23 protein-coding genes, 2 tRNA genes and 1 pseudogene are annotated in these 25,483 nt (G+C 55.6%); 18 read left to right on the top strand and 8 right to left on the bottom strand.

Annotation, left to right across the window (positions count from 1 at the left end):
- Positions 1-60: 60 nt before the first annotated feature.
- The 3 genes from AC3Y7R_RS01765 (at position 61) to AC3Y7R_RS01755 (ending at position 3,536) form a co-directional block, all read left to right on the top strand.
- Positions 61-2,349 carry an ATP-binding protein gene (locus AC3Y7R_RS01765; RefSeq protein WP_490040286.1) on the top strand — a complete coding sequence of 763 codons (2,289 nt, stop codon included), beginning with the start codon at positions 61-63 and terminating at the stop codon, positions 2,347-2,349.
- A 418-nt stretch (positions 2,350-2,767) separates the two neighbouring features.
- Positions 2,768-3,028 (top strand): hypothetical protein, encoded by a 261-nt coding sequence (locus AC3Y7R_RS01760; RefSeq protein WP_490040285.1) that lies wholly within the window; start codon positions 2,768-2,770, stop codon positions 3,026-3,028.
- A 103-nt stretch (positions 3,029-3,131) separates the two neighbouring features.
- Positions 3,132-3,536, top strand: a complete 405-nt coding sequence (locus AC3Y7R_RS01755; RefSeq protein ID WP_490040284.1) for a type ISP restriction/modification enzyme — start codon at positions 3,132-3,134, stop codon at positions 3,534-3,536.
- Positions 3,537-3,836: 300 nt separating this feature from the next.
- Here the strand turns inward: AC3Y7R_RS01755 and AC3Y7R_RS01750 are convergent.
- Positions 3,837-3,926 (bottom strand) — tRNA-Ser (locus tag AC3Y7R_RS01750).
- Positions 3,927-4,163: 237 nt separating this feature from the next.
- On the opposite strand from AC3Y7R_RS01750, the gene AC3Y7R_RS01745 reads away from it, so the two are divergent.
- Genes AC3Y7R_RS01745 through AC3Y7R_RS01715 form a run of 7 tightly spaced genes read left to right on the top strand, consistent with a single transcriptional unit; the run spans position 4,164 to position 10,520 of the window.
- Entirely contained in the window at positions 4,164-5,039 is an 876-nt protein-coding gene (locus tag AC3Y7R_RS01745; protein ID WP_490040283.1) for an SPOR domain-containing protein, read from the top strand.
- 31 nt (positions 5,040-5,070) lie between these two features.
- Complete coding sequence (locus AC3Y7R_RS01740; protein ID WP_490040282.1) at positions 5,071-6,240, top strand: D-alanyl-D-alanine carboxypeptidase family protein; 1,170 nt, start codon at positions 5,071-5,073, stop codon at positions 6,238-6,240.
- Positions 6,237-6,866: a dTMP kinase gene (gene tmk, locus AC3Y7R_RS01735; protein WP_490040281.1), complete on the top strand. Its 630-nt coding sequence runs from the start codon at positions 6,237-6,239 to the stop codon at positions 6,864-6,866. Before AC3Y7R_RS01740 ends, tmk begins: the two co-directional genes overlap by 4 nt.
- Positions 6,863-7,987 (top strand): DNA polymerase III subunit delta', encoded by a 1,125-nt coding sequence (locus AC3Y7R_RS01730; protein ID WP_490040280.1) that lies wholly within the window; start codon positions 6,863-6,865, stop codon positions 7,985-7,987. Before tmk ends, AC3Y7R_RS01730 begins: the two co-directional genes overlap by 4 nt.
- 12 nt (positions 7,988-7,999) lie before the next feature.
- Positions 8,000-8,797 (top strand): TatD family hydrolase, encoded by a 798-nt coding sequence (locus tag AC3Y7R_RS01725; RefSeq protein ID WP_490040279.1) that lies wholly within the window; start codon positions 8,000-8,002, stop codon positions 8,795-8,797.
- Positions 8,794-9,588: an MBL fold metallo-hydrolase gene (locus AC3Y7R_RS01720; RefSeq protein ID WP_490040278.1), complete on the top strand. Its 795-nt coding sequence runs from the start codon at positions 8,794-8,796 to the stop codon at positions 9,586-9,588. The genes AC3Y7R_RS01725 and AC3Y7R_RS01720 overlap by 4 nt, the downstream gene beginning before the upstream one ends.
- A 2-nt stretch (positions 9,589-9,590) precedes the next feature.
- Positions 9,591-10,520, top strand: coding sequence for an AEC family transporter (locus tag AC3Y7R_RS01715; protein WP_490040277.1), 930 nt, complete (start codon positions 9,591-9,593; stop codon positions 10,518-10,520).
- On the opposite strand, the gene AC3Y7R_RS01710 is transcribed toward AC3Y7R_RS01715, so the two are convergent.
- A complete protein-coding gene (locus AC3Y7R_RS01710) occupies positions 10,486-11,094 on the bottom strand; it encodes a Hint domain-containing protein (RefSeq protein ID WP_490040276.1) in 609 nt (202 codons plus the stop codon). The two genes, AC3Y7R_RS01715 and AC3Y7R_RS01710, sit on opposite strands and share 35 nt — an antisense overlap.
- 260 nt (positions 11,095-11,354) lie before the next feature.
- On the opposite strand from AC3Y7R_RS01710, the gene AC3Y7R_RS01705 reads away from it, so the two are divergent.
- A complete protein-coding gene (locus AC3Y7R_RS01705) occupies positions 11,355-12,341 on the top strand; it encodes an autotransporter outer membrane beta-barrel domain-containing protein (RefSeq protein WP_490040275.1) in 987 nt (328 codons plus the stop codon).
- Positions 12,342-13,165: 824 nt separating this feature from the next.
- The gene (locus AC3Y7R_RS01700) at positions 13,166-13,840 is read left to right on the top strand and encodes a hypothetical protein (RefSeq protein WP_490040274.1); all 675 of its coding nucleotides are present in this window, start codon (positions 13,166-13,168) and stop codon (positions 13,838-13,840) included.
- A 220-nt stretch (positions 13,841-14,060) separates the two neighbouring features.
- Here the strand turns inward: AC3Y7R_RS01700 and AC3Y7R_RS01695 are convergent.
- Together AC3Y7R_RS01695 and AC3Y7R_RS01690 are read right to left on the bottom strand one after the other, a co-directional pair.
- Positions 14,061-14,147, bottom strand: a tRNA-Leu gene (locus tag AC3Y7R_RS01695).
- A gap of 142 nt (positions 14,148-14,289) precedes the next feature.
- Positions 14,290-15,660: a peptidoglycan-binding domain-containing protein gene (locus tag AC3Y7R_RS01690; protein WP_490040273.1), complete on the bottom strand. Its 1,371-nt coding sequence runs from the start codon at positions 15,658-15,660 to the stop codon at positions 14,290-14,292.
- Between the two features lie 105 nt (positions 15,661-15,765).
- Here AC3Y7R_RS01690 and lipB point away from each other — a divergent pair.
- Positions 15,766-16,422 (top strand): annotated as a pseudogene (gene lipB / locus AC3Y7R_RS01685) (lipoyl(octanoyl) transferase LipB); the annotation flags it as partial.
- Positions 16,423-16,434: 12 nt separating this feature from the next.
- Here lipB and AC3Y7R_RS01680 read toward each other — a convergent pair.
- Positions 16,435-17,091, bottom strand: a complete 657-nt coding sequence (locus tag AC3Y7R_RS01680; RefSeq protein ID WP_490040272.1) for a lipase family protein — start codon at positions 17,089-17,091, stop codon at positions 16,435-16,437.
- A gap of 302 nt (positions 17,092-17,393) precedes the next feature.
- Here AC3Y7R_RS01680 and ctaD point away from each other — a divergent pair, with 302 nt between their 5' ends.
- On the top strand, positions 17,394-19,064 hold the full coding sequence (gene ctaD / locus AC3Y7R_RS01675; protein WP_490040271.1) for a cytochrome c oxidase subunit I: 1,671 nt from the start codon (positions 17,394-17,396) through the stop codon (positions 19,062-19,064).
- 2 nt (positions 19,065-19,066) lie between these two features.
- Complete coding sequence (locus AC3Y7R_RS01670) at positions 19,067-19,606, top strand: DUF2244 domain-containing protein (RefSeq protein ID WP_490040270.1); 540 nt, start codon at positions 19,067-19,069, stop codon at positions 19,604-19,606.
- A 10-nt stretch (positions 19,607-19,616) separates the two neighbouring features.
- Here AC3Y7R_RS01670 and AC3Y7R_RS01665 read toward each other — a convergent pair whose 3' ends face one another.
- Together AC3Y7R_RS01665 and AC3Y7R_RS01660 are read right to left on the bottom strand one after the other, a co-directional pair.
- On the bottom strand, positions 19,617-20,297 hold the full coding sequence (locus tag AC3Y7R_RS01665) for an FkbM family methyltransferase (protein WP_490040269.1): 681 nt from the start codon (positions 20,295-20,297) through the stop codon (positions 19,617-19,619).
- 1 nt (position 20,298) lies between these two features.
- A complete protein-coding gene (locus tag AC3Y7R_RS01660) occupies positions 20,299-20,757 on the bottom strand; it encodes a GatB/YqeY domain-containing protein (protein ID WP_490040268.1) in 459 nt (152 codons plus the stop codon).
- Positions 20,758-20,935: 178 nt separating this feature from the next.
- Between AC3Y7R_RS01660 and carA the strand changes: the two genes are divergently transcribed.
- Together carA and AC3Y7R_RS01650 are read left to right on the top strand one after the other, a co-directional pair.
- Entirely contained in the window at positions 20,936-22,090 is a 1,155-nt protein-coding gene (gene carA, locus AC3Y7R_RS01655) for a glutamine-hydrolyzing carbamoyl-phosphate synthase small subunit (RefSeq protein ID WP_490040267.1), read from the top strand.
- A gap of 63 nt (positions 22,091-22,153) precedes the next feature.
- Positions 22,154-24,121 (top strand): glycosyltransferase family 2 protein, encoded by a 1,968-nt coding sequence (locus tag AC3Y7R_RS01650; RefSeq protein ID WP_490040266.1) that lies wholly within the window; start codon positions 22,154-22,156, stop codon positions 24,119-24,121.
- Here the strand turns inward: AC3Y7R_RS01650 and AC3Y7R_RS01645 are convergent.
- On the bottom strand, positions 24,065-24,715 hold the full coding sequence (locus tag AC3Y7R_RS01645; RefSeq protein ID WP_490040265.1) for a GntR family transcriptional regulator: 651 nt from the start codon (positions 24,713-24,715) through the stop codon (positions 24,065-24,067). The two genes, AC3Y7R_RS01650 and AC3Y7R_RS01645, sit on opposite strands and share 57 nt — an antisense overlap.
- A 109-nt stretch (positions 24,716-24,824) precedes the next feature.
- On the opposite strand from AC3Y7R_RS01645, the gene AC3Y7R_RS01640 reads away from it, so the two are divergent.
- A complete protein-coding gene (locus tag AC3Y7R_RS01640; RefSeq protein ID WP_490040264.1) occupies positions 24,825-25,472 on the top strand; it encodes a pyrimidine 5'-nucleotidase in 648 nt (215 codons plus the stop codon).
- Positions 25,473-25,483: the final 11 nt, after the last annotated feature.

Below are 25,483 nucleotides of genomic sequence, written 5' to 3'. Positions count from 1 at the left end.
TCATTCTCAAACTGAGCCCATAACATTTGGGCTTACAAACGAGGTGAGGGGCAGAGCATTGTGAAAAAACGCTCCAACCAGACGGAAAAGCCATCTATCGGTCGAACGACTAGAATTACATTGCTAACATGTGTCACGGTCTTCATCCTCCTGTCCAGCCTATTGGCCGCCCGCGAAATCAGGGTAGTAATATTGTGGGAAGAGCGAAACGTCGATGCAGCCGTCGATGCTGTTCAAAGTTCATTAGAAAGCGCTGTAGCGTTCTTGGATCCATATCTGGCGCAACAAGTGTCAGATGGCCTAATAGCTAATGAAAGCATCTTTTCGGTACGCGTATATGATGACTTCGGGAACCAAATTGCATCCTCAGCCAAAGACAAACCTCCTCCTCCAATTTCAGATTTAGAAATATTTCTGGGGTTTGGTAAAAAACTGCATTTTTATCGCGTGATCCCCGCAAGGAACGGCAAGTTTGGGACGGTAGAAATTGATGCCTCTCTTGGTAATTTTCTGAATTCAAGGCTAACCGGATGGTTCATTTGGTCTGTGTTAGTCACGGCCACATTCGCGGTGCTCATTGGGTTAACTTTTCACTTCCTTGCTCTCAAACCTCTTTTACAGGGATTGCAAAATCTACACACTTGGCTTCCAAATCTTGAAAGGCAGGCTAAACGCCCCGCCATTCCTCAAAACCTCAACTTTAAAGAGTTACAACAGCTCGCCGAACACATTGATCAAACGCACGGGAAGATATCAGAACAGCGCATGGAGCTCGCAGCGTCACTGCGACTTGAAAAGTACCAAGCGGGATTGAACGCGCAACAAAGCAGTATCCTTAAGCAAGTCATTTCAATGTCAGAGACGGCTCTGCTCCACTTTGATCGAGATGATCAAGTTACAACCTATTCTTTTGGTGAGGAAGGCAAACGACTGCTAGTGCCCTTGGTTGAACGTAAAATTCGTGATGCAGAAGAGTTTCAAAAAAACTTAGAACAAAGGCCAGACATTTCCACAGTTATTTCATTGCCGCCCGACGACAAAAAGGCCCAAATTCACTTTGAGCTGGAGATTGTCTTTGAAAATAGACAGCATCACCACATCGCTGCGGTGGATTTAGACGATGGCGGGTTTGCCTATCTCGTGACCGATATAACCCGGTCTCGCAATTTGGAGGCAGCCAGATCTCAGTTGCACAAAATGGAATCAATAGGACTGCTGACCAGTGGTGTCGCGCATGAGTTCAACAACATGCTGGCAATCATTTCGTCGTCTCTTGAACTTATGCAGGCACAAGGTTTGCCAGACCATCATCAGCCAACATTGGTCACTGCGATGGCTGCGGGAAAACGCGCTGCAAAAACGGTGAGTCAACTTCTCAGGTTTTCCCGTGCTGATACGTTTGAACCTAAAATCTTTGAGGTGAAAAATCAACTTAAAGACTTGCGGGCGATGCTTGATAACATTTTGGGACCCGAGATTACTCTCATGACTGAATGCCCCGACAACATGTTGCTGAATGTAGATCCAGATAGGTTCGACGGGGCAATTGTTAACCTTGCTATCAACGCCCGCGACGCAATGTCTGGCAAGGGCTACCTGACGTTTCGAGTGAAACCTGTGGGGCAAAAAGAGGCCCGCGAAAACCAACTTTCAGCAGACCAATCCTACCTTGTTGTTGAAGTCACGGATTCTGGCAGCGGGATTCCCATAGAGCTACAAGGGCGGATTCTTGATCCATTCTTCTCTACAAAACCATTGGGAAAGGGCACGGGCCTAGGGCTATCAGAAGTCCATGGTTTTATTACTCAAATTGGCGGAACAATCGCCCTGCGGAGCATCGTCACCGAAGGGACAACCTTTAGTCTCTACTTCCCCGTAGCGAAAGGTAAACTACCAATCGGTGTTACACCGGCAAACGGCAAAAGAACTGGCGAAGCATGGCAAAACTTGAGGCCCCCAACAAACCCTATCCGGGTTCTGATTGTCGATGATGAGCTAGCGATCCGTCAGACAACCGCCCGTTACCTTAAAGTGAATGGTCTTGAAGCAGACACTGCAAGGGGAGTTGACGAGGCCACTAATCTACTGCGTGCAGCCCCCAATGCTCGACCCTATGATGTTCTATTGTGTGACCTTCAGCTGGCAGATGGGTCAGGGCTTGATGTTGCAAATTATGTAGGTACTGCCTTCTCTGATATGTTCGTAGCCATTATTACCGGGAACCGGCAAGGTGCCATGAATGATGATCTTGAGAACTTTTTGGTCCTGGAAAAACCAATGCCCCTGTCAGAACTTTTGGAAGTAATCCTGACTAACGTCGGAACTCAGAGATTAACTCAACGCACTTGAGCGGCTTTTCTTGCGATGTGTTATGTTTGCCAACGACTGTGAGAAAGGTGACCGCGCTTCGGGCGGTCAAGGTGCGGAAAGAAGCCTATCGAATTGTGACGGGGTAAAAAGCTAAACATTGGGCGCTTGCAGCATTACGTCTTGCAAGCGCCATTTGTTTGTATGTCGCAATTTCCATTACTCCAAATACACATATTGTAAATCAAGCATAACGTGAAACGTATGGGTATAGTACAGCATATAAATTGCATTAGAGTTCTATAGGTAAAAAATAATGACAAAAGTAATTGAAGCGTCAGACGGTATCGGGGACATAAAACTAAAAACATCCCTAGCACATGGCTATTGTTTCCAGCGCACTGAGACTAAGTAGATCACTAAAATCATTATTGTCTACACCCCTGATGATGTCGCCGAGGTGCAAGAAGTAACAGAAGAGAATTACCGTTCGCTTGGTACAACCGCCGCGTGGGCTGTAGGTGCTGGTTTGCTTACTGGTGGTGTTGGTTTGATTGTTGGCGCTGCATTCGGTGGGCGGAAAAAGAAAACCGCGACTTACTTGGTACGCTTTAACGACGGTAAATCCATTGCATTTCATCAAGGGCATGGTTCTGCACTAAAGGCTTTTCAGAAGGCTTTGCTTAAAAAACAGATGCGCGACCAGATTAAAGACACGTAGATTGCTCTGGAGGATAGGGGAAGAGACCCAATAAGCACTCTCGCCATTATGATTAACACGGGCCGAATAGCACAAATAGCGTGATTAGCACGCGCCCGCTGGATTGACCGTTTTCCCTTATGGCGTGCTGTATTGCCCTGAGTACCGCGAAACCTATCGTGAATTCCTGAAAATCGACTTTCCGCGCATCTCGTGGCCCACCACCCCCGACCAGTTCTGGCAAATCTCGCAGGCAGGCCAGCAAATACGCCGCCTGCACTTGATGGAACCCGCCGCCATTGGCCACACGCCCTATCCGTTTATCGGTGATGGCGATGGTGTGGTGGACAAACCCCGCTTTGAAGATGGCAAGGTTTGGATCAATGAAGGTCAGTACTTTGACGACATCGCCGAACTGGCATGGAGTTTCTACATCGGTGGCTATCAGCCCGCACAGAAATGGCTAAAAGACCGCAAAACCCACGAACTTAGCTTTGACGATATCCGCCATTATCAACGCATCATCTAAATCTTGTCTGAAACAGATAAGATCATGCAAGGCATTACTGTGGAATAATAACACCTCTAAGGCTTTATTGGGCTTTTCCGAAGTCGGTCAAAGAGCCGAGATAGCCAAAGACTTTACCGTAAGTCTGTTTTGATTCTGCTATGAGGTTGGCTCTGGCGGCCTCTTTAGAGTTCGGTGACTTACAGATCAAACGCCGCTAAGTCCCGCACAGTTCCAGAATGACATGGGGGATCAAGCGGGGGATCACTCGCCCCACCTTGAGGTATTATATTTTAAAAACAAGCCGCTACCAGAAGGCCGTGGCGGAGGAACAGGGATTCGAACCCTGGGAGGACTTTCACCCTCGTCGGTTTTCAAGACCGGTGCATTCGACCACTCTGCCACTCCTCCGACTTGGGTGACTTACCCTTTGAAGTTCGATTCTGAAACCCCCTGATGCTTCATTATTTCACGCCAATTATTGCCGACGGGCAAGGGATCGCTTTGCAAAATCCAGATTATTCAATAGGGTGCCCACAAAGAGGCACCCCACTTAGGGGGGCATATGAAAAAAGCTGCGCAAAGCAGCCATGAAAGCGTTGAACTGCGCAGCGGGCAAAGGGCGAGATGTTGGGAAAAGATCTTATTGTGATACGACTGCGACGCGTGGCGTTTTTACTTGGAACCACAATCGCTTTGACAGCCTGTGAGGACGGTCAAGGCTTTGACTTCCTGAAGAAAAAAGAAACTTTTGACTCCGAGGTGTTGCAAGAAGATGCAACGGGCAATGTCGACTTGATCGAGCGTGAAGTTGAGGCCCCAAAAGTATTTCAAGCAACAGAAGACGGGCTTTGGGACGGGCGTCCGTCGCTTGGCGGTGTTTGGGTGGCCTACCCCGGCGTCAAAAACCCGGAGCGGGTCGTTGTTCGCAACCTGTCCAACAATAAAACCGTCATTGGTGCATTATTTCGTCGCGAACGTGACAACCCGGGCCCAAAATTGCAAATGTCGTCCGACGCCGCACAGGCTTTGGGCCTCATTGCTGGGCAGCCCACGAAAATGAGCGTTGTCGCCCTGCGCAAAGAGACTGTCCCCGTGGCGCAACCCGCAATCTCGGGGCCGACAGGAATCGAAAGCCTGCCCCCACCAGACGCGATTGAAGCAAAACCTCTAGACCCGATCGCCAAGGCCAAAGCCGCGATTAAGAAAACTGAAACGCCCCCCGCGACCATAGCGCCGCCCCCAAAACCAGTTTCGCCTGCACCAGCGCCAGTTCGCAAAGCATCTGGCCTTGCAAAACCTTTCATCCAGATCGGTATTTTCTCGGTAAAAGAGAACGCCGATAACACCGCGACATCCCTGCGCGGCATCGGAATTTTGCCTTCGGTTAAGCAAGGCACAAGCCAAGGCAAGAAGTTCTGGCGGGTCATCGTTGGCCCCTCCGGCACGTCTTCCGAACGCGCGACCTTACTGAAAAAGATCAAAACTCTAGGCTTTAACGATGCCTACTTTGTGACCAACTAACTCAAGACCGACCATATATAAAGGAGCCGTCATGGGTCCCCGCGCCGCCTCGTTTTTCGCCATCACCGCCTGCGCTATTAACATTAGTTTTTCCGTGCATGCCTTTGAAATATCGGCAAAATCTGCCATCGTTCTTGATCTGAGTACAGGCTTAACCCTGATGGAAAAGAATGCAGATATGGCCCTACCACCGGCCTCTATGTCGAAGCTGATGACGTTGAACATGGCGTTTGAGGCCTTGGAGGATGGGCGCCTGTCACTGGACCAACGCTTGCCCGTTTCCCAGCACGCCCAGAATTACGGCGGCTCGACGATGTTTCTCAACACCCGTGACCGGGTCTCGGTTGAAAATCTCATCCGAGGGGTCATCGTGCTGTCAGGAAACGACGCCTCCGCGGTTCTGGCCGAAGCCATTTCCCACGATGGGACCGAGCGCGGGTTTGCCCAGATGATGACCCTGCGCGCACAAGAATTGGGCATGACCAACTCGACCTTTGCCAACTCCAACGGCTGGCCCGCCGCCGGTCAACGCATGTCGATGCGCGACCTGTCTATCTTGGCCAAACGCCTGATTACCGTCTTCCCGCAGTACTACGGCTACTTCGCTGAAACCGAGTTCGCCTTTGACAATCGCGCCCCCGACAACCGCTTCAACCGCAACCCGCTCCTCAAGCTCGGCATTGGCGCAGACGGGCTGAAAACCGGCCACACCACCGAGGCAGGCTACGGTTTGGTCGGCTCTGCCAAGCAGGGGACACGGCGCATTATTTTCGTGCTCTCGGGCCTCGCCAGCCAGCAAGACAGGGCGACTGAGAGCGAACGCATCACCAATTGGGCTTTTCGCCAATTCGCCGAGCAACAACTGGCTGAGCAAGGCGTTATAATGGCCCAAGCCGAGGTTTGGATGGGCTCTGCCGCCACCGTTGGCATGGCCAGCATCGAGGACATCAAAATATTGGTGCCGGTGCTGCAAAAAAACGGCGTCACCGCTAAAATTCAGTATCAAGGCCCGTTGAACGCCCCTATTCAAGCCGGTGATAAAGTCGCCGAGCTCATCGTCAGCGTCCCCGGCATCGGCGATGCATCTCACCCCCTTGTGGCCACTGAGACGGTCACCTCCGGCGGCTTTATGGTTCGCGTACGCACCGCTGCCACCGTGTTATTTCGCCAACTTACCGGCCAAGCGGCGACCATGTTTTGAGCGGGTTGTTTTTGACATTCGAGGGCATTGACGGCTCTGGGAAATCCACCCAATCGCGCCTGTTGGCTGGCCACCTAGAGGCCGCAGGCCACGACGTGGTTCTCACCCGCGAGCCCGGCGGCTCGCCCGGGGCCGAAGATATTCGCCGCCTTTTGGTCGAGGGCGAACCGGGCCGCTGGTCTGCCGAGACCGAAATTTTGCTATTCACCGCCGCGCGTCGTGACCATCTGGAGCGCACCATCGCCCCTGCCCTAGAAGCTGGAAAAATCGTGATTTGCGACCGCTTTGCCGACAGTACCCGCGTCTATCAAGGTGCCACACGCGGCGATCTTCGCGCCACCGTCGACAGCCTTCACAGCCAGATGATTGGCCGTGAGCCGGACCTGACGTTGATCATCGACATGGACCCCGACGTGGCCTTGGAACGCGGCCTTGCGCGCGGCTCGGGCGAGGACCGTTTCGAGGACTTCGGCGCTGATTTCCAGCACAAGCTCCGTGCGGGTTTTCTGGCGCTCGCACAAGATTTCCCCAAGCGCACCCGCCTGATTGATGGCACACGCGGCGCGCAAGATGTGGGCCGCGACATAGCCACATTGGTCGATACCTATCTGGCGACAAACACATGAGTGACGACGTCCTTCCACAATCCGACCAAATCGACGGCGCACCACATCCGCGTGAAACCGCGACGCTGATCGGACAACAGGCCGCCGAGGCATCCTTCATGGACGCGTTCACCGGCGAGCGCTTGCATCATGCGTGGATGATCACCGGCCCGCGCGGCATTGGCAAAGCCACTTTGGCATGGAAACTGGCGAAATTTCTGCTCGTGAACCCGCCTGCCCGCGATGATGATATGTTTGGTGCCCCGCCGATGCCGACCTCTTTGGACGTGGACCCAAACCACCCAGTTGCTGCCCGTATGAACGCTGGCAGCGAGCCGGGTCTATTTGTGCTCAAGCGCCCCTATGACGCCGACAAAAAGAAGTTCAAACAACAGATTACCGTGGATGAGGTCCGCAAGCTCAAAGGCTTCTTCTCGCTATCGGCCACCGAGGGCGGGCGGCGCATCGTTATCATCGACGCCGCCGACGAGATGAACGTCGCCGCGGCGAATGCCCTGCTGAAAGTCCTCGAAGAGCCCCCCGCCAACGCGCTGTTATTTCTCATCAGTCACCAGCCGTCGCGACTGCTGCCAACCATCCGCTCGCGGTGTCGCGAATTGCGCTGCGCAAGCCTCGGGGCGGATGATATGTCCGCCGCGCTTACCGCCACCGGTGCAGACGTCGGCCCCCATGGCCCCGCGCTGGCGGAGTTGTCCGGCGGCTCGGTCGGTGAGGCGCTGCGGATGCTAAACTTGGGCGGCTTGGACGTGTACCGCGACCTTGTGGCGATTGCCTCGACCTTCCCGAAACTCGACCGTCCCGCAATGATCTCGCTTGGCGAAAAGGCCGCCGCCCGAGGGCAAGACGCCCGTTTCGAGTTGATGCTGCGCCTGACCGACATGCTGCTATCGCGGCTGGCGCGCGCAGGTCTGGACCTGCCCCAAACCGAGGCCGCGCCGAATGAATTGGCCACCCTCAAGCGCCTGTCACCGGATGCAAATGCTGCGCGCGCATGGGCGGAAGTCTCCGCAAATATTTCGTCACGGGCGCAACACGGGCGTGCGGTGAACCTTGACCCTTCCGCGCTGGTCCTTGATATGGTTCTGGCAATGAATGACGTGGCCGCGAAAACTGCGGCCTGAACGAGGCCGAAAATGAGCACGCCCCCAAATACAGCACAGATCACTGATAGCCACTGCCACCTGGATTTCCCCGACTTCGAGGGCGAGCTTCCAGACATCATCGCCCGCGCCCACGAGGCTGGCGTGACGCGCATGGTCACGATCTGCACGCGCCTGCGCCTAGAGCCGCAAGTGCGCGCCATCGCCGAGGCGCACCCGTCAGTATACTACGCCGCAGGCACCCACCCGATGAGTGCCGCCGAGGAGCCTTTGGCCACGGTCGAGGAACTGGTCGCTTTGGCAGAACACCCGAAATTTGTCGGCATCGGCGAAACGGGTCTGGATTACCACTACACCGCTGAAAGCATGGGCATCCAAAAGGAAAGCCTGCTGGTCCACATAGAGGCCGCACGCCAAACCAAGCTGCCCCTGATTATTCATGCCCGCGCCGCCGATGACGACATGGCCCGTATCTTGGCCGACGAGCACGCCAAAGGCGCATACACTTGCGTCATGCACTGCTTCTCGTCGTCCAAAGAGCTGGGCCAAGCGGCGCTAGATTTAGGCTTCTATCTGTCGATGTCCGGCATTGCAGCTTTCCCCAAATCCCAAGACCTGCGCGACATCTTTGCCGCCGCGCCGCTGGACCGCATTTTAGTGGAAACCGACAGCCCCTACCTTGCGCCGCCGCCCTATCGCGGCAAGCGCAACGAGCCGGGCTATTCCGCCTATACCGCGCGCATCGGCGCGGAAGTATTTGGGCTGGAGTACGTTGATTTCGCCGCGCAGACCCAAGCCAATTTCGAGCGCCTGTTCTGGAAAGCCAAGTGAAGCGCCGCTTTACCATACTCGGCTGTGGCTCGTCCGGCGGTGTCCCGCGCCTTGGCGGGCACTGGGGCGATTGCGACCCGAACAACCCCAAGAACCGCCGTCGCCGCTGCTCCCTGCTGATCGAGCAAATTGGCCCTGACGGCACGACCACCGTATTAATCGACACCTCCCCCGACCTGCGCTCACAACTTCTAGACGCCGAGATCGGGCGGCTCGACGGCGTGATCTATACCCATGCGCATGCGGACCATGTTCACGGGCTTGATGACCTGCGCATGATCGTTTTCAACATGAAAGAACGGCTGAATGTCTGGGCCGATGGGGATACCACCAACAGCCTGATTTCGCGGTTTGGCTATGCGTTCGTGCAGCCCGAAGGCTCGCCCTATCCGCCGATCCTGAACCTCAATTCCATCCGCGATGTGGTCGAGATCACCGGCGCCGGTGGCACCATCGCCCTGACCCCGTTCAGGGCAAACCACGGCACCATCGACGCGCTTGGATTTCGCATCGGCGGCGTTGCCTACCTGCCCGATGTGGCGGAATTCTACGACGAGACATGGGCCGCGCTGCAAGGCCTCGACTGTTTTATCATCGACGCGCTGCGTCGCACACCGCACCCGAGCCACTCCCATCTGGCAAACACGCTGGGCTGGATCGAAACGCTCGCGCCCAAACGCGCGGTGATCACCAACATGCATATTGATCTGGACTACGCCACGCTAGAGGCCGAGACCCCGGACCATATTACCCCAGCCTATGACGGCATGCTGATTGAAGTGGATACCTAGCCATGATCGCATTGCTTGAAGTCATTTTGCCGGTCTTTTTGGTTATCGGTGCGGGCTACATAGCGGTCAAACGAGAGCTGTTCTCGAATGAGGGTGCAGACGCGTTGATGAAATTCACCCAGACCTTCGCCATCCCGTGTCTGTTGTTTCGCGGCATCGCTGACCTGGAACTGGGCGTCTATTTCGAGCCACGCCTGCTGTCGTCTTTCTACATCCCCGCCATCCTATGCTTCGCCCTTGGCAGCCTCGGCGGGCGCTACCTGTTCAACCGGCCATGGGAAGACAGCATCGCCATCGGGTTTTGCGCAATGTTCTCCAACTCGGTGCTGTTGGGCCTGCCGATCACCGAGCGCGCATATGGCGCGGACGCCCTGTCGCCGAACTATGCGTTGATCGCGGTGAACGCGCCGATTTGCTATGGCATCGGCATCACCGCCATGGAAATCGTGCGCAATAAAGGTGGCGGCGTCTGGCACACCTTCAAGGCCGTCTGGCGCGCTATCACGCATAACGCGCTGATCATCGGCATCGCGCTTGGCTTTGTGGTCAACCTCACCTCGCTGCCCCTGCCCGGCGTGCTCACCGACGCGATTGACTTGATGATCCGCGCCGCCTTGCCTGCTGCGATCTTTGGCTTGGGCGGCATCTTGGCGCGCTACAAAATCGAGGGCGACATCGGGCCGGTCATCATGATTTGCGCGTTGATGCTTGTGGTGCAGCCCAGCCTGACATGGCTCATCGGCGGTGCTGTCGGCCTGTCCACCGGCGCGTTCCGTTCCGCCGTGCTGACCGCCGCCATGGCACCGGGTGTGAACGCCTATGTCTTCGCCAATATGTATGGTGTCGGCAAGCGGGTCGCGGCCTCGGCGGTGTTGGTCTCGACCGCGCTCTCGGTGCTCACCGTGTGGGTCTGGCTGTCTCTTTTGCCTTAGCATACGAGCGCAAAAGCACCTGCGCTTCATGGTCTTGCAACGGTGGGAACGCCAGCTTGCTTTTGGCGCTCTGACCTTTCAAGGGCTGACTTGATAGCTGAAAACTCTCGACGGGAACCCGCTCGGCAAAAATGATGTGGTGCGCGTCAAAGCTGAGGTAGAGATAGCGCACCATCCCGCCCACGTCGCGCGTCACGGTGACGCCGTTGACGAAATCACGCGCCGCGACCAGCACCTCCCATTCACCAAACAACAGATCTGGCTGCCAACCGGCAAACCGGATGCGGTGTCCCGGTGTGACACACAAGTCATGCTCATTGTTGAGCGTCCCCGCCTTAAAGCGGATCGGGGCCACGTCTTCCAGCGCCTCGAAGCGACGTGTGCCCATGGCCCGAATTGGCTGCGCCCCATCGTCCAACGTCTCGACCAAATCACCGACCTTAAGGTCCTGAATGAGCCGATCCCCCATCGGCGTCAAAATCTTGGTGCCAAGCGCGAAGCACGGCTTATGCGTGCGGGAGCGCGAAACGGAAAGCTGGGAATCTGGCCTGATCAAGACGTGGTGCTGCGACATTTGAAAACCTGATATGCAAAGTAATTGCACAATGACCTACGCAGCAAATTTGTCCCAAAACGGGCAGTTACATCTCCAAGCATGGCAATTTCGGGGCATTAACGCCGCGTTGGGAAACGCTCTGTTTCCCGAACAGGATTCCGCACTGCAAGCAAAGCGCCACAGCTTTGAGCAAAACCTCGCTCTCTATAAGCATTTGGTGGAAAATTCCCGTCGGATAGGGTATCCTCAGGGCAAGCATTTCAACCTAAGGTCATTTCATGCTCGATTTTTTACCCAAGCGACACACAGCTTTAACCGTTTCACTCCTTGCGTCCCTTTTCGCCCTGCCCCAAATGGCCTCTGCGCAAATGGTAGGTTACGGGACGCTCAGCCCGTCCTCGGAAGTAACCGAGGCCACCATTGGGTCAGAGTTTTCCCTATACCGCAAAGCCATCGCCCAGCGGCGAGGTGCAGTGGGTGCACCGTCCACACGGCAAGACGCCACCACCCTGACCACTCAAGATGCACCCTCATGGAACGGGCTATCCTCGGTCTGGGGGTCGTTGGACACTAAAACGCTAAATGGCACTTATTCAGGTGACTCCACAAACCTGCTGTTCGGGGCAGACGCCTTGGTCGGGGATTCCTTAATCGTCGGGGTGATTGCCGGCTATAGCGTCTCCAGCATCACCATCCCAAGCGGCCAACGGATCAAAACCAAAGCCTTGTCTTTTGGCCCCTACTTCTCTGCACAATTGTCCGAGACCCTCAGCCTTGACGGGTTCGCAGCCTTCGGCAAACCGAATTATGACGTCGATGGCGGGCAGTTCTCTGGCGACAAGATATTTGGCAACCTCACACTGTCCGGCAGCATTTTCCTCGAGAACGCTCTGGTCTCGCCGTTCATCTCCATCGCGTCCATTCGCGAGGATTTACCCGCCTTCACCAGCGTGGCCCCCTTCCCCGTCGTTGCCTATGGTGCCACCACGATTGACGCTTTCGTCACCACGATTGGGGCCTCGGTCAACTTCAACCCGGTTGAGAAAGGTGGCAAAACCTACCTGCCCCACGCCGGGTTCGAGGTCGATTTTGTACGCAGCGATGACGGCTTCGGCAATATCACCAACTTCACCGCCCCGCGCCTAAGCGGCGGCGTGAATATCATCAGCGACGCGGGTGCATTGTCGCTCGGGGCCGACATTTCACGCACCTCAGAGGGCACCACAACATTCGGCGCAAATGCGGCGTATTTCCTACAATTTTAAGCTGAACGCGCTCCCCTCTCGCTGGCAACCACATGTCATGCGGGGGAGCGCGCCATTGACCCGCCGGACCTAAAATACGCGCGCCCAAACGAGCAACCGCTCGCAGGCCATCAGGCCCCTGGCGGAAGCGCCTTGCGCCGTAAGACAATATTAATGCCCCCATCAGACAAACTTAATGCGGTCAAAGCTCTATTCAAAGGAAATGCCCTTTGCTGCGCAAAGAGCTTGTCGTGCAGTTGTTAAAACAACCCTGGAAACCATCCCCCAAAAAGCGCAACTGCGCTTCGGGCGGCCAGCCCGCCCCATCGGAAGCGCCTTGCGCCGCGAGATAGGAAATGGTGCAGGAGAATGGAGAAGCCTAGAACCTACACGGCCTCAAGTAGCCGAAGGCGGTAGGCCAAATAAAAATGGTGCAGATGGCCGGACGAACCTAGAACCGTCAAAGCTCTCATCGTTTCTGCGAAACGACTGCCGCCCAGTGAAATCCCGCGAAAGGGATTGCCCTTTCGTTGCACGAAAGTGTGGAACGTCGCGCATCTTTGACTCGATGCAGCGGGTTTTCTGAATCTTAACAGGAGCCCGGGTCACGCAATATTGGCCCAAACGTCAAGCAATTCTGACCCAGACCGGACATTCGGCGTGGTATGGGCGGAGGTCGGCAGTGGGGGACTTTGCTGCCATTGGCTCCTCAGCAAGCAATGATGGCTCATAAACTGAAGCGGACTTTCAAGATGAGTAAAATGAGTCTATTATGCAATTCTTGAAACCTCGGGAACATAGTTTCTTATATCAAAGAGGGCACACTGATGTGGTGTTTCACCTGCATGAAAACAGAGCCCCCTAAGAAAGTTCCTGATTACTTTGAATTCCTTGATAATTTTGAGAGAATATTTAAGTCACTTTGTGTTGATTATGCTTTCGTGGAAGAATTCATGTCTCGTCCAAGCCTCCTTGGCGTAGAATACCCAAGCGATGTCCAGCAGGCGATAAACAATGTTTTCTGGACCTATCGCGATAGCTTGAACTTAGGTGTAGCGAAACTGGCTGATGGTGTCGAAGCCGCACTTTCCCTCAAGAATTTTAAAAAACACCACTCGTTAGCCAACAGGTGGAAGCATCCTGAATATTGCGGACCTTTTAATGATTGGAAAGACGATCTGAATAAATGGATCAAGGAACCGAAAACAGTAACTCTATTGCTTATACGTGATGAAAACCTTGCGCACGACTTGGCAAAAGGCGCAGGCAAAAAACGAGAATGGCGCGGCCCTTACAAGAACTTCGAAGGGAATTCGAAGGGGCGCTATCTGGGAACTGGATGGGAGCTTCTAGAAACGTGCAAAGAAGGCATTACTTTGCTTGCTCGACTTATAACGCTTTGCGGGAGAGGACCGAATTTCGCAGAGCATTTCGGTTTCACGGGAGCAGCAGAAAAAAACGTTGATCGGGAGATTGAAAGATGTCGCGGCTGTCACAGCGCATTGTTGGATCTAGTCTGAACGTTTATCAGTCTTCTCCCTTTGCCTTGATCGATGCCCTATACAGGATCTTCCATCTGCACCAAAGTGGTCACTCGTCCACAACGCAGCATCAGTAAAACTGGGCTCTTTAGTGACCTTCGCTGCATTCTGGACAAATAGCAGCTTTACAACATTTCCCGAAATTGGGTCAGTCGTTGACGCAAAGGTCAAAGTCATCTGACGTTGCACGAAAGATCTTTGGTGCGGTCGGAGGGACTCGAACCCTCACTCTTGTTACAGAACAGCGACCTCAACGCTGCGCGTCTACCAATTCCGCCACGACCGCAAAAACATCGAGGGGATGTGGGCGGCGTTCTAGCCTGCCCGATGGCCCTTGTGAAGCGCTAAATCACCACGCATGAAAAAGGCCGGAGGCGCATCGCACCCCCGGCCTGTTCTTCGCCAACTTTATACTTAAAACTGATGCTTTACTGGTCGACCTTGAAGATCGGCAACAGTGATGCAGGTTGCACCAATGGCACTGGCTGGGTGTTGCTACCCAGCGAGAAAGACGCCTTGCGCAACAAGGCGTTACGCTCTGGCTGGCCCGGTGCGAATACCGCTGTAGCCCCGCCCTCAATCGCGCTTAGGCCCATGTCATACCATGGCAGCGCCAGATCGGTGCGCTTAGACACCCCGAAGCCCTGCGCCAAGTGATGCCCCATCAATTCGCTATAAACCGCCTCGCCCAGAACCGTCAGCAACAGCGCCGAGCCGATGGCCACATCCAGATTGTCCGTACGATACCCCACCGACAGACAAATTTTGGCGGTGCCTGCCAGTTGAACCGGCGACATACCGGTTTTTAGCACAAAGCCGGACACATCTTGCAGCACTGCCGTATGCGGCTTCAGCGACATCGCGGCGACATATTCTTTTAACGCAGGACCAAAGCCCTCACACTGCTGGGTAATTTGCGCCGGGGTGAAGCCTTGGATTTTAGCGACCAGTTGCTCGCCCTCGGAAATCGCATAGGTCCGCGCAAGACAGAACTGCTCGTTCAGCGCCAGATTGGTATCAACCATGGTCTCGGCCGTCATAAACCCGCCGTTGGTCGAGGTCAGCAGCGACACCTGATTACAATGCGATGCCAGTGACACCACAGTGGTCTGCGCCATGAAGCTTGGTAAAGCCGAGCCACCGCCCGCAGCAGCAGCACCAAGACCCGCCGCCCCGGCAACTGCCGTTACAGTCGTTGTGGTGGTGGTCGTGCCGCCCAAAACTTGAGGCTGCAAAACTTGCGGCTGCGGTGCCGCGACAACAGTTGTCGCCGCCGGAGCCACCGCGAAAGTCGCGCCAGCAAGGCCAGCGGCCTCGGTACGGTAGGTGGTCAAAAGCCCGCGCGGACCGGTTGGGCTAGCCGCGATTTGCTGGTTCGTCACCACTCCGCCAGCCAAGGCGCGGTTGTGGCTTTGCAACAGAAAATTCTTCTCATAGTCAGTCAACTGGCCAGTCGCGGGGTAGCCCATATGCGCTTGGTAGTTGGAAATCGCCGCCCGTGATTTACGCCCCAAAACCCCATCGGGTGAGCCCGCAGGAAAGCCGAAGTAATTCAATGAGCTTTGAATGTCGCGCCGTTCTTGACGCACATAGGACGGAACCGATGATCTGGTGGTTTTCCGATAGGTTTTCCGGCGCACAACGCGCTTTTTCTTACCCGCATTGCGCACAATTGCGGAGCCAACGACCCCCGCCACGATGCCTGCTGCGAAATCCCCACTGCCAGCCGACACGCGACTCGCCGGGACTGTAATCATCGCGACAGCGGCACAAGCCATTGTAATATTTTTAAAAAACATGCATTTCCTCCAAGAACGAGACTATAATATCTGCTCTATAGTAACATGTAGTTTTACGTGAGACCTAGGAAAAAGGCGTGAAAACGCGCCCAAGCCCAAGCAACAAAGGCGCTGCGCATGGTTGAATGGATAAAAACCGACGGATTAACCGATTACAAAGAGGCCGAGCGCTTCATGGAAGACCGCGTTGCCGCCATTCATCGCGGCGACGCGCCGGAATGTATTTGGCTGGTTGAACACCCGCCCCTCTATACGGCGGGAACCTCTGCCAATCGGGCCGATCTGGTCTCCCCCGACCGCTTCCCCGTGCATCAAACCCGGCGCGGCGGGCAGTACACCTACCACGGCCCCGGCCAGCGGGTCGCCTATGCGATGCTTGACCTGAATGCGCGCGGCCGCGATGTGCGCAAATATGTGCAACAGCTAGAGCACTGGATCATCGCCACCCTCGCCGAATTCAACGTCACGGGTCACATTCGCGCGGGCCGCGTCGGTGTCTGGGTCGAGCGCCCCGACAAGCCACTACAAGCGGACGGTGCCTTGGCCGAGGATAAAATCGCCGCCATCGGCGTGCGTCTGCGCAAATGGGTCAGCTATCACGGGCTGTCGATCAACGTGGAGCCGGATCTGGAACATTTCAGCGGCATCGTGCCCTGCGGCATCACTCAGCACGGGGTTACCTCGCTGGTAGATTTGGGCCTGCCCGTAACAATGGGCGACGTGGACGACGCTTTGGCGCGCAGTTTTAGGCAGGTATTTTAAGCGGGCCAACCTTTAAGCAGGCCAGCGTTTGGGCAACCCCGGCGCGCCAACGTGATCGTCTAGCGCCTGCAAGTAATGCGTCATCGAGTGATCCAGCCCCGGATTGGTCACCGCAGGCGTCATGCGAACCGACAGCCCCAAGCGGCGAAACCCCGCTTCGCTGGGGGGCAACCGCGTTACCAGATCGTCCATCCTGCAAATATTAAGAACTTTGCTCTCGTTTTTCAGTTTCCTGCGCCCTCTTTTAACGCGCGGTGACGCAAAACCCACCGCAGGTATGCCCAGCGACGTGCCCAGAATTTGCGCCGTCGCCGCCCCCAGTGAATGGCCAATCACGTATTGCGCGTTATTTTCCTTAGCGAAGGCATAAAGCGTAGTGGCATGGCGCAGAAATCCCGCATGAAACACCGCACCGGTCCGGCCCTTGCCGCGCTCATCGCGTCGGTAATTGCGCCCCATAATGCGGTAGATATCAAAGTTGCGAAACCAGTCCAGCAACTCGTTTGAGCCGGGGACCACCAAGACCCCACGCTTCATCATATAGGCCTGCGCGCCCTTGCGGTTGATGTGGGCTTTGACCTCGGGCGGGACCCGCCCGCGTTTAATTCTATCGGCAATCAGATAGCTTTGCTCGGCCAATTCAGCGGCATTCTTGACGGATAATTGCATGGCAAACTCCAAATCTGTAAAATAATCCGCACAGTCTACCCGATGCGGGCCTTTTCACAAAATCCGCGAGAGGGGTTAGGTTTTAAAGCTCTGATTTGCGCATTTGCATGGGGTCTTGCGTTACACTTGGATACATTTCGCACCAGAATGCGACATTTTGCGCGCGTGAAGGGCAGTTGTAACATTGCTCCGCGCGCCTATCGCCCGTAAAACAGTCTGATAATAACGGGACGATTCAGTCCTGCCTTACGCGTGAGGGCCAACAGCCTCACACAATACACGAGTGGAAACGGGAGAAACGCATGGCGGACGCAGCCACCCATGGGCACGATCACGACGAACGGGGATTCTTTACCCGTTGGTTCATGTCGACAAACCATAAAGACATCGGGATCTTGTATCTCTTCACCGCCGGCCTGATGGGCTTGGTCTCTGTTCTGTTCACCGTTTACATGCGGATGGAACTGATGGAGCCGGGCGTTCAATACATGTGCCTGGAGGGCCCTCGCCTATTCGCAGCCGCGGTGGCCGATTGTACCCCGAACGGACACCTGTGGAACGTGTTGATCACGGGCCACGGCATTATCATGATGTTCTTCGTGGTGATCCCCGCCCTGTTTGGCGGCTTTGGCAACTACTTCATGCCGCTGCAAATCGGCGCGCCTGACATGGCATTCCCACGGATGAACAACCTGTCTTACTGGATGTATGTCGCGGGTTGCTCACTGGCGGTTTGCTCGCTGATCACACCGGGCGGCAATGACCAGCTTGGCTCTGGCGTGGGTTGGGTGCTCTATGCGCCGCTGTCCACCAATGAGGCTGGCATGTCGATGGACTTCGCCATCTTCGCGGTTCACATGTCTGGTGCCTCGTCCATTTTGGGCGCGATCAACATGATCACCACCTTCCTTAACATGCGCACACCGGGCATGACGCTGCATAAGGTGCCGCTGTTTGCATGGTCGATCTTTGTCACCGCATGGTTGATCCTTTTGTCCCTGCCGGTTCTGGCTGGCGCCATCACCATGTTGCTGACAGACCGCAACTTTGGCACCACGTTCTTCCAAGCGGAAGGCGGCGGCGACCCGATCTTGTACCAACACCTGTTGTGGTTCTTTGGCCACCCGGAAGTGTATATGATCATCGTTCCGGGCTTTGGCATCATCAGCCACATCATCGCGACCTTCTCTAAGAAGCCCGTGTTTGGCTACTTGCCGATGGTCTATGCGATGGTTGCAATTGGCGCGCTTGGCTTTGTTGTCTGGGCACACCACATGTACACCGTCGGCATGAGCCTGTCGCAGCAGTCCTACTTCATGATGGCCACTATGGTGATCGCGGTGCCAACCGGCATCAAGATCTTCTCGTGGATTGCCACCATGTGGGGCGGCTCGATCGAGATGAAAACGCCGATGCTCTGGGCCTTTGGCTTCTTGTTCCTGTTCACCGTTGGCGGGGTTACCGGCGTTGTGCTGTCACAGGCTGGCATCGACCGTGCCTACCATGACACCTACTATGTTGTGGCGCACTTCCACTACGTGATGAGCCTTGGCGCCGTGTTCTGCATCTTCGCGGGTATCTACTTCTATCTGCCGAAAATGTCGGGCCGGATGTATCCTGAATGGGCAGGCAAACTGCACTTCTGGATGATGTTCATCGGGGCCAACGTGACCTTCTTCCCACAGCACTTCCTTGGTCGCCAAGGCATGCCGCGTCGCTATATCGACTACCCAGAGGCCTTTGCCTACTGGAACTACGTGTCGAGCTGGGGTGCGTTCTTGTCCTTCGCGTCGTTCATCTTCTTCATCGGCGTCATGTACTACACACTGACCAGAGGCCGCCGCGTGACCGAGAACAACCCTTGGAACGAATATGCTGACACACTGGAATGGACTTTGCCGTGCCCTCCACCAGAGCACACGTTCGAAATCCTGCCCAAGCAGTCGGACTGGGACAAAGCCCCCGGCCACTAGCCATGCCAGTTGAGCATATAACTCTACCCGAAGGGGCCTCGGATCATCCCGAGGCCCCTTCTACTTATGAAGGTCGCCCGCCGCTCTACCGCGTGCACCTATACCCGCACCGCTCCCTACCCCGCGCGGGCTTTGTCACCTTCATCGCAGCCACCTGCATCTTGCTGGCCACCCCGCTGCTGCCGCTGCTGGGAACCCCTGCCCTTTGGGCTTTGCTGCCTTTCTTGCTTGGAACAATCGCGGCCATCTGGTTCTTCTTGATGCGCAGCTACCGCTCGGGTCAAACGCTCGAAGACCTAAGCCTCTGGCGCGATCGCATCACGCTGGTGCGCATAAACCCCGACGGGTCGCGCCAAGACTGGGAAGCCAACCCCTACTGGGTGGACGTGATCACCCACGACAAACCCGTCCCTAGCTATCTGACCCTACGCGGTGGCCCGCGCGAGGTAGAGCTAGGCGCATTCCTGACGCCCGAAGAGCGGGAAATATTGAAGGCGGAGTTGGAAGAAAAACTGCGGTTTTTGGCTATTCCGTCCGGTTAGAACACCCGCGTTAACCCTTTCGGATAAACACCGCGTTCATGAAAGGTCTGCGCAGCCAGGTCTTATTGTAAAAAGCGCAGGCGTTCAGCCACGGCTCCAACTCGCCCAACAGCACACCGCCCTCATAGAAGGGCAGTTTTGAAATTTCGGTTTCGATGTAGCGTAGCGTTTTTAGCAATGTTCCCGCACCTTTCAGGGCCAATAACTCAGCTCCCTGAATATCGAGCGCCAAAACATCCACATCGCTCAGCGCAATTCCGGCCTCGGGCAACAAAACATCCAGACTGCGCATCTTTAGGTTTAACACCTCCCCCGTGGCATTCACCGTTGGTTGCGGGTCATCCCCGTCTGAGGCCTTCATGAAGATCGAGCTGGACATGCCGTCATTGGAAAACAAATAGAATGGCGTATCCGCGCCGTCCACATCACCGACAAGCGCGTTCAATACGATATGGGTGGTTCTCGGCGCGCGCGTTATGCGTGCAAACCAAGACCGGGGCGCAGCTTGCGAAGCAGCAATCGCGGCTTCCAATCCCGGAAGCTGGGCCGGATCCGCCTCGACCCAAACGACAGTAGAGACACCCCAGTGGTCGTAAATTCTGGCCTCTTGCCCCTTATGGGCACCAACATGGACGATGGTCATCCCGCGCAGTGACTTAAAGCGGCGTGCGAGGGTGCGTACGATATACATACTACCCCAACCGCGCCTTAACCATCGGGCCAACTTTGCCGAAATCCATCTGGCCGGTGTATTTGCCTTTCAGCACACCCATCACCTTGCCCATATCACGGATGCTTGCCGCGCCGGTTTGGGCAATGGCCCCATCAACGGCAGCCTCGGCCTCGGCCTCGCTAAGTTGCGCGGGCAGGAACGTGCCAATCACTTTGATCTCGGCCAATTCGCGCTCGGCCAGTTCCAGCCGCCCGCCCTCTTCATAGGCCCGCGCGCTTTCTTGGCGCTGCTTTACCATTTTGCCAAGAATCGCCAAAATACCGGCGTCAGAGACAGTTTTACCATCCACGCGCAAAGCGATGTCCTGGTCTTTGATCGCAGCATTAATCAGGCGTAAAGTCCCCAGACGCAGCACGTCCTTGGCTTTCATCGCTTCTTTCAATGCATCTGTAATGCTGGTGCGCATGTCTTTGGTCATAAGGTGCCTTCCCTGATACCCTTAAGGCGCGTCTTTTAGCGAAAACCCCGCCACACCACAACAACAGCTTTGCACCTTGCAAAAAAGGCCCGCTCAATCTCCGTGCGGTGGTTGACGCCCCTCACGCCCGCCCGTAGATATCGGCAAGTTTTGCCCCAGCCAAATTGGAGTCGCCGCCATGACCGTCAAACCGACAGCCTGTCTCGTTCTGGCCGATGGCACCGTCTTTTACGGCCACGGCTTTGGGGCCACAGGCCAAACCACCGCCGAGCTGTGCTTCAACACCGCCATGACTGGCTACCAAGAAATCATGACCGACCCGTCTTATGCAGGCCAGATCGTGACCTTCACGTTCCCTCATATCGGCAATACTGGCGTCACCGCCGAGGATGACGAAACCGCTGATCCTGTCGCCGCTGGCATGGTGGTCAAATGGGACCCAACGACGGCCTCGAGCTGGCGCGCCACTGGCGAGCTGACCGAGTGGTTGACCAAAACCGGACGCATTGGCCTTGGCGGGATTGATACGCGCCGCCTAACGCGCGCTATTCGCGCCCAAGGTGCGCCGCATGTGGCCATGGCCCATAACCCCGACGGCGAATTTGACCTTGAAGCATTGGTCGCAGCCGCGCGCGGTTTCGCCGGGCTTGAAGGCCTTGATTTGGCCAAAGAGGTCACCTGTGCGCAATCCTACACGTGGGACGAGCAACGCTGGGCATGGCCCGACGGCTTTACCAAACGCACCACGCCCGGCCATAAAGTCGTGGCGATTGATTTCGGCGCCAAGCGCAACATTTTGCGCTGCCTCGCCTCCGCAGGTTGTGACGTTACCGTGCTGCCTGCCTCGGCCACTGTGGAAGACGTTATGGCCCATAATCCTGACGGCGTATTCCTATCCAACGGCCCCGGTGACCCCGCGGCAACTGGCACCTATGCAGTGCCGATGATCAAGGGTGTTCTTGCCAAAAATATCCCCGTGTTTGGCATCTGTTTGGGCCACCAAATGCTTGCACTGGCGCTTGGGGCAAAGACCATCAAGATGAACCACGGGCATCACGGTGCCAATCATCCGGTGAAAGACCTCGACACTGGGAAAGTTGAAATTACCTCAATGAATCATGGCTTTACCGTGGATAGTCAAACCTTGCCAGAAGGCGTGCTAGAGACACATATCTCGCTGTTTGACGGGTCTAACTGCGGAATTCGCATGGCGGATCGCCCCGTATTTTCAGTGCAATATCACCCCGAGGCCTCCCCCGGACCGCAAGACAGCTACTACCTGTTCGAGCGCTTCGCCAAGGCCATGGCGGCGAAAACAACTGTAGGCGCTTAACGCCCCCTTAACTGGAATCACTCAATCGTCCAGCCATGTTCTGCGCTGCTGGAGAAACCTGAGATGAACGCGCCCCTGAAATCGCCGCGCTTGTTGCGCGCGCGCGCAGAGGTGCGTGCGTGGCACGACGATTTAACCGATGATTTTCCCGGTGCAAAAGCGCCTCGCTCCTTGTTGGGCGAGCAATTGCTCGATCAAGGCCTGATCACCTCTCCTGAACTGCTCACCGCCCTTGCTTTGCAAGCCCGCCAAAATGTGCCGCTGGGTGAAATACTGGTGGGCCGGGGGTCCGTTTCCGAGGAAGATGTGCTGCGCATCCTTGCCAAGCAACATAACACGCATTTGGTAAACCTCGCGGCCTCCCCCCCCGACCCTCAACTCATGCCCATCGTCCCTGCGCAAGATTGTCTGCGACTGGGCTTCATTCCATGGCGCAAACAAGGTGAGGTGGTGAAGTTTGCCACCGCCCATCCGGAGCGCATCGCCGACATCCGCCTCAAATTGCCCTTTGAGTTAAGCGACGCTCAATTTGTGTTGACGCGGCATGATGACCTGCAAGATGCAATACACACCCATATGGGGAAAACTCTGGCAGAATTGGCCGAAGTACGCACCGCACCGCAAGACAGTTGCCGCAATTGGTCCACAACCGGGATGGCATGGGTTCTGGCAGTCTTTATCATAATAACCACCGCAACAGCCCTCTATGCCCCAATCGGGTTGATCTGGACCCTCTTTGGCATCGCGACCATAGCCTTGGTTTGCAATGCTGTGCTCAAGGCCATTTGCGCAGTAATTGCCTTGCGAGCCAAGCCGTCACCTCCTGATTTCGGCCCAACCCCCATAAGCCGGCTTCCGAAAATATCGATCCTTGTTCCCCTTTTTCACGAACGCGATATTGCTGGCGCCTTGGTTAAACGGCTTGCGCGGCTTTCCTACCCTCGTGAATTGCTAGAAATTTGCCTCGTTGTTGAGGCCGATGATACCGTTACCCAAGAGGCCTTGACCCACGGTGGGTTGCCACGTTGGATGCGCGTTATTCGCGTGCCCATGGGCGGGGTACAGACCAAGCCCCGCGCCTTAAACTATGCTCTGGATTTCACCTCTGGCTCGCTCGTTGGGGTCTATGATGCGGAAGATGCCCCCGACCCAGATCAGCTACACCATGTCGCAAAAAAATTCGCTCATGGCGGGTCAGATTTGGCCTGTGTTCAAGGTGTTTTGAGCTTTTATAACGCCCAGACCAATTGGCTATCTCGTTGTTTTTTCTTCGAATATGCAGGCTGGTTTCGCGTCATGCTGCCGGGTTTGCAAAAACTGGGTTTCGCGATCCCACTGGGCGGCACCACCTTGTTTTTCCGCCGTGATTTACTGCTGAAACTTGGGGCATGGGATGCTCATAATGTCACTGAAGATGCCGATCTTGGGATGCGTTTGGCGCGGCGCGGTTATAGATGCGAAATGATCGAGACCGTGACCCATGAGGAAGCCAACAGCAAGGTTTGGCCCTGGATCAAGCAACGCTCGCGCTGGCTCAAGGGCTATGCGGTAACATGGTGCGTTCACATGCGCCGCCCCCGGCAACTATGGCGCGAGTTGGGCCCACGAAAGTTCGCAGGCTTTCAACTGTTGTTTCTCAGCACGCTCACGTCCTTTTTCCTCGCCCCAATTTTATGGTGGAGCTTGCTAACATTTCTGTTTGGCTGGCCTAATCCAATATTCGACCCGATGCCAAAACCTTTGGTTGTAGCGAGCAGCGCATTCTTCTTCGCGGCAGAACTCATTACACTTGCGGTCTTTGTCACCGCAGTTTCCAAAATAGAAAAACGGCCCAGAATTGGGTGGGTATTAACCCTCCCGCTCTACTTTATCTTTGGCACATTGGCCGCCTATAAAGGGCTGTCAGAGCTGCTATTCAACCCGTTTTACTGGGACAAAACCGAGCACGGCATGTTCGGAGGAGCGACGGAGACATCAACCAGCGGCAACAGACCCGGCGTCGATCTGCAATCGGGTTTGGAAGGCAATTGACAAATGCTTGCGCAACGCCTGCGACGCCCCCTCTCCGTCACCGGCCTCGATCGCTTTGACGATTTCTAAATGCTCAGCCAAAGCCACTTCCCCCCGCCCTTCGGCCGCCAGTGATGTGGTCGCAAGCAAGGCCATTGAGCGATAAACAAGGTCCAACTGTTGCACCAAAAACCGATTGTGCGACGCTAGGTGGATTTGACGATGAAACCGCCTGTTGGCCTGAGCCAGTTTTGCTGGCTCCTCCAAAAACTCCCGATCCTCCGCCACCATAGCGAACAGCACTTTAACCTCTTCGCTTGCCGCATGTTTGGCCGCCAACTCAGCCGCCAATCCTTCAAGCGCCGTACGAACGGTGTACAGTTCGGCCATCTGATTATGATCCAGCGACGCAACAATCAGCGAGCGCCCATCGCGGGTCAGCATCGACTGGGTTTCCAACCGCTGCAAGGCTTCCCGAATTGGCGTGCGTGACACCCCGAAACGATCGGCCAGTTCACTTTCCACCAACCGACTACCCGGCTTGTAAATCCCGGTATCTATCGCGTGTAAAATTAGCCCGTAAGCATCGTTAGCAGCTGGTAGCTCAATCGACATTATCCGCGATCCTCAATTTGACGTACCCACGCTAGCGTCGCCCCCCGCCATGCGCAAGTTTCACGTCGCTTTCGGTTGCACCGGGCACTCGGCACGCTAAGATTGCATCATGCCAGCCACTCACTTTTCCCACATCGACACTTGGGTCTTTGACCTCGACAATACGCTTTACCCGCCCCATATGCGCTTGTTTGATCAAATTGAAGTCCGAATGACCGCTTGGGTCATGGCCACACTTAGTGTGGATCACACCGAGGCGGATCGCCTGCGCGCGCTCTATTGGCGCGATCATGGCACCACATTAGCGGGCTTGATGCGCGTTCACGGTGTAAACCCGGAAGGGTACTTACATGATGTACATGACATTGATTTCACTGTCCTTAGCCCTGACCCTGCTCTTCGGAATGCCATAAACAAGCTGCCCGGGCGCAAGATAATCTACACAAACGGGACCGCCCCCTACGCGGAAAACGTCTTAAAAGCCCGTGGCTTATCTGGAATATTTGATGCACTTTATGGCGTAGAACACGCTGATTTTCACCCAAAACCAGATAGAGTCGCCTTTGAAAAAGTGTTCACTACGGACGGGCTAAAGCCACAACAAGCCGCGATGTTTGAAGATGATCCACGCAACCTTGCCGTGCCTCATGCCATGGGGATGCGCACAGTTCACGTTGCCCCCGATCCGCAAGCCGAGCCTCATATAGAACACCATACCGATGATTTGCGCGGCTTTCTGACCCAGCTGGTCGACTAACCTTGCACCCA

Source organism: Litoreibacter sp., from assembly GCF_058136045.1.
This window is presented reverse-complemented; position numbering and strand designations above follow the sequence as displayed.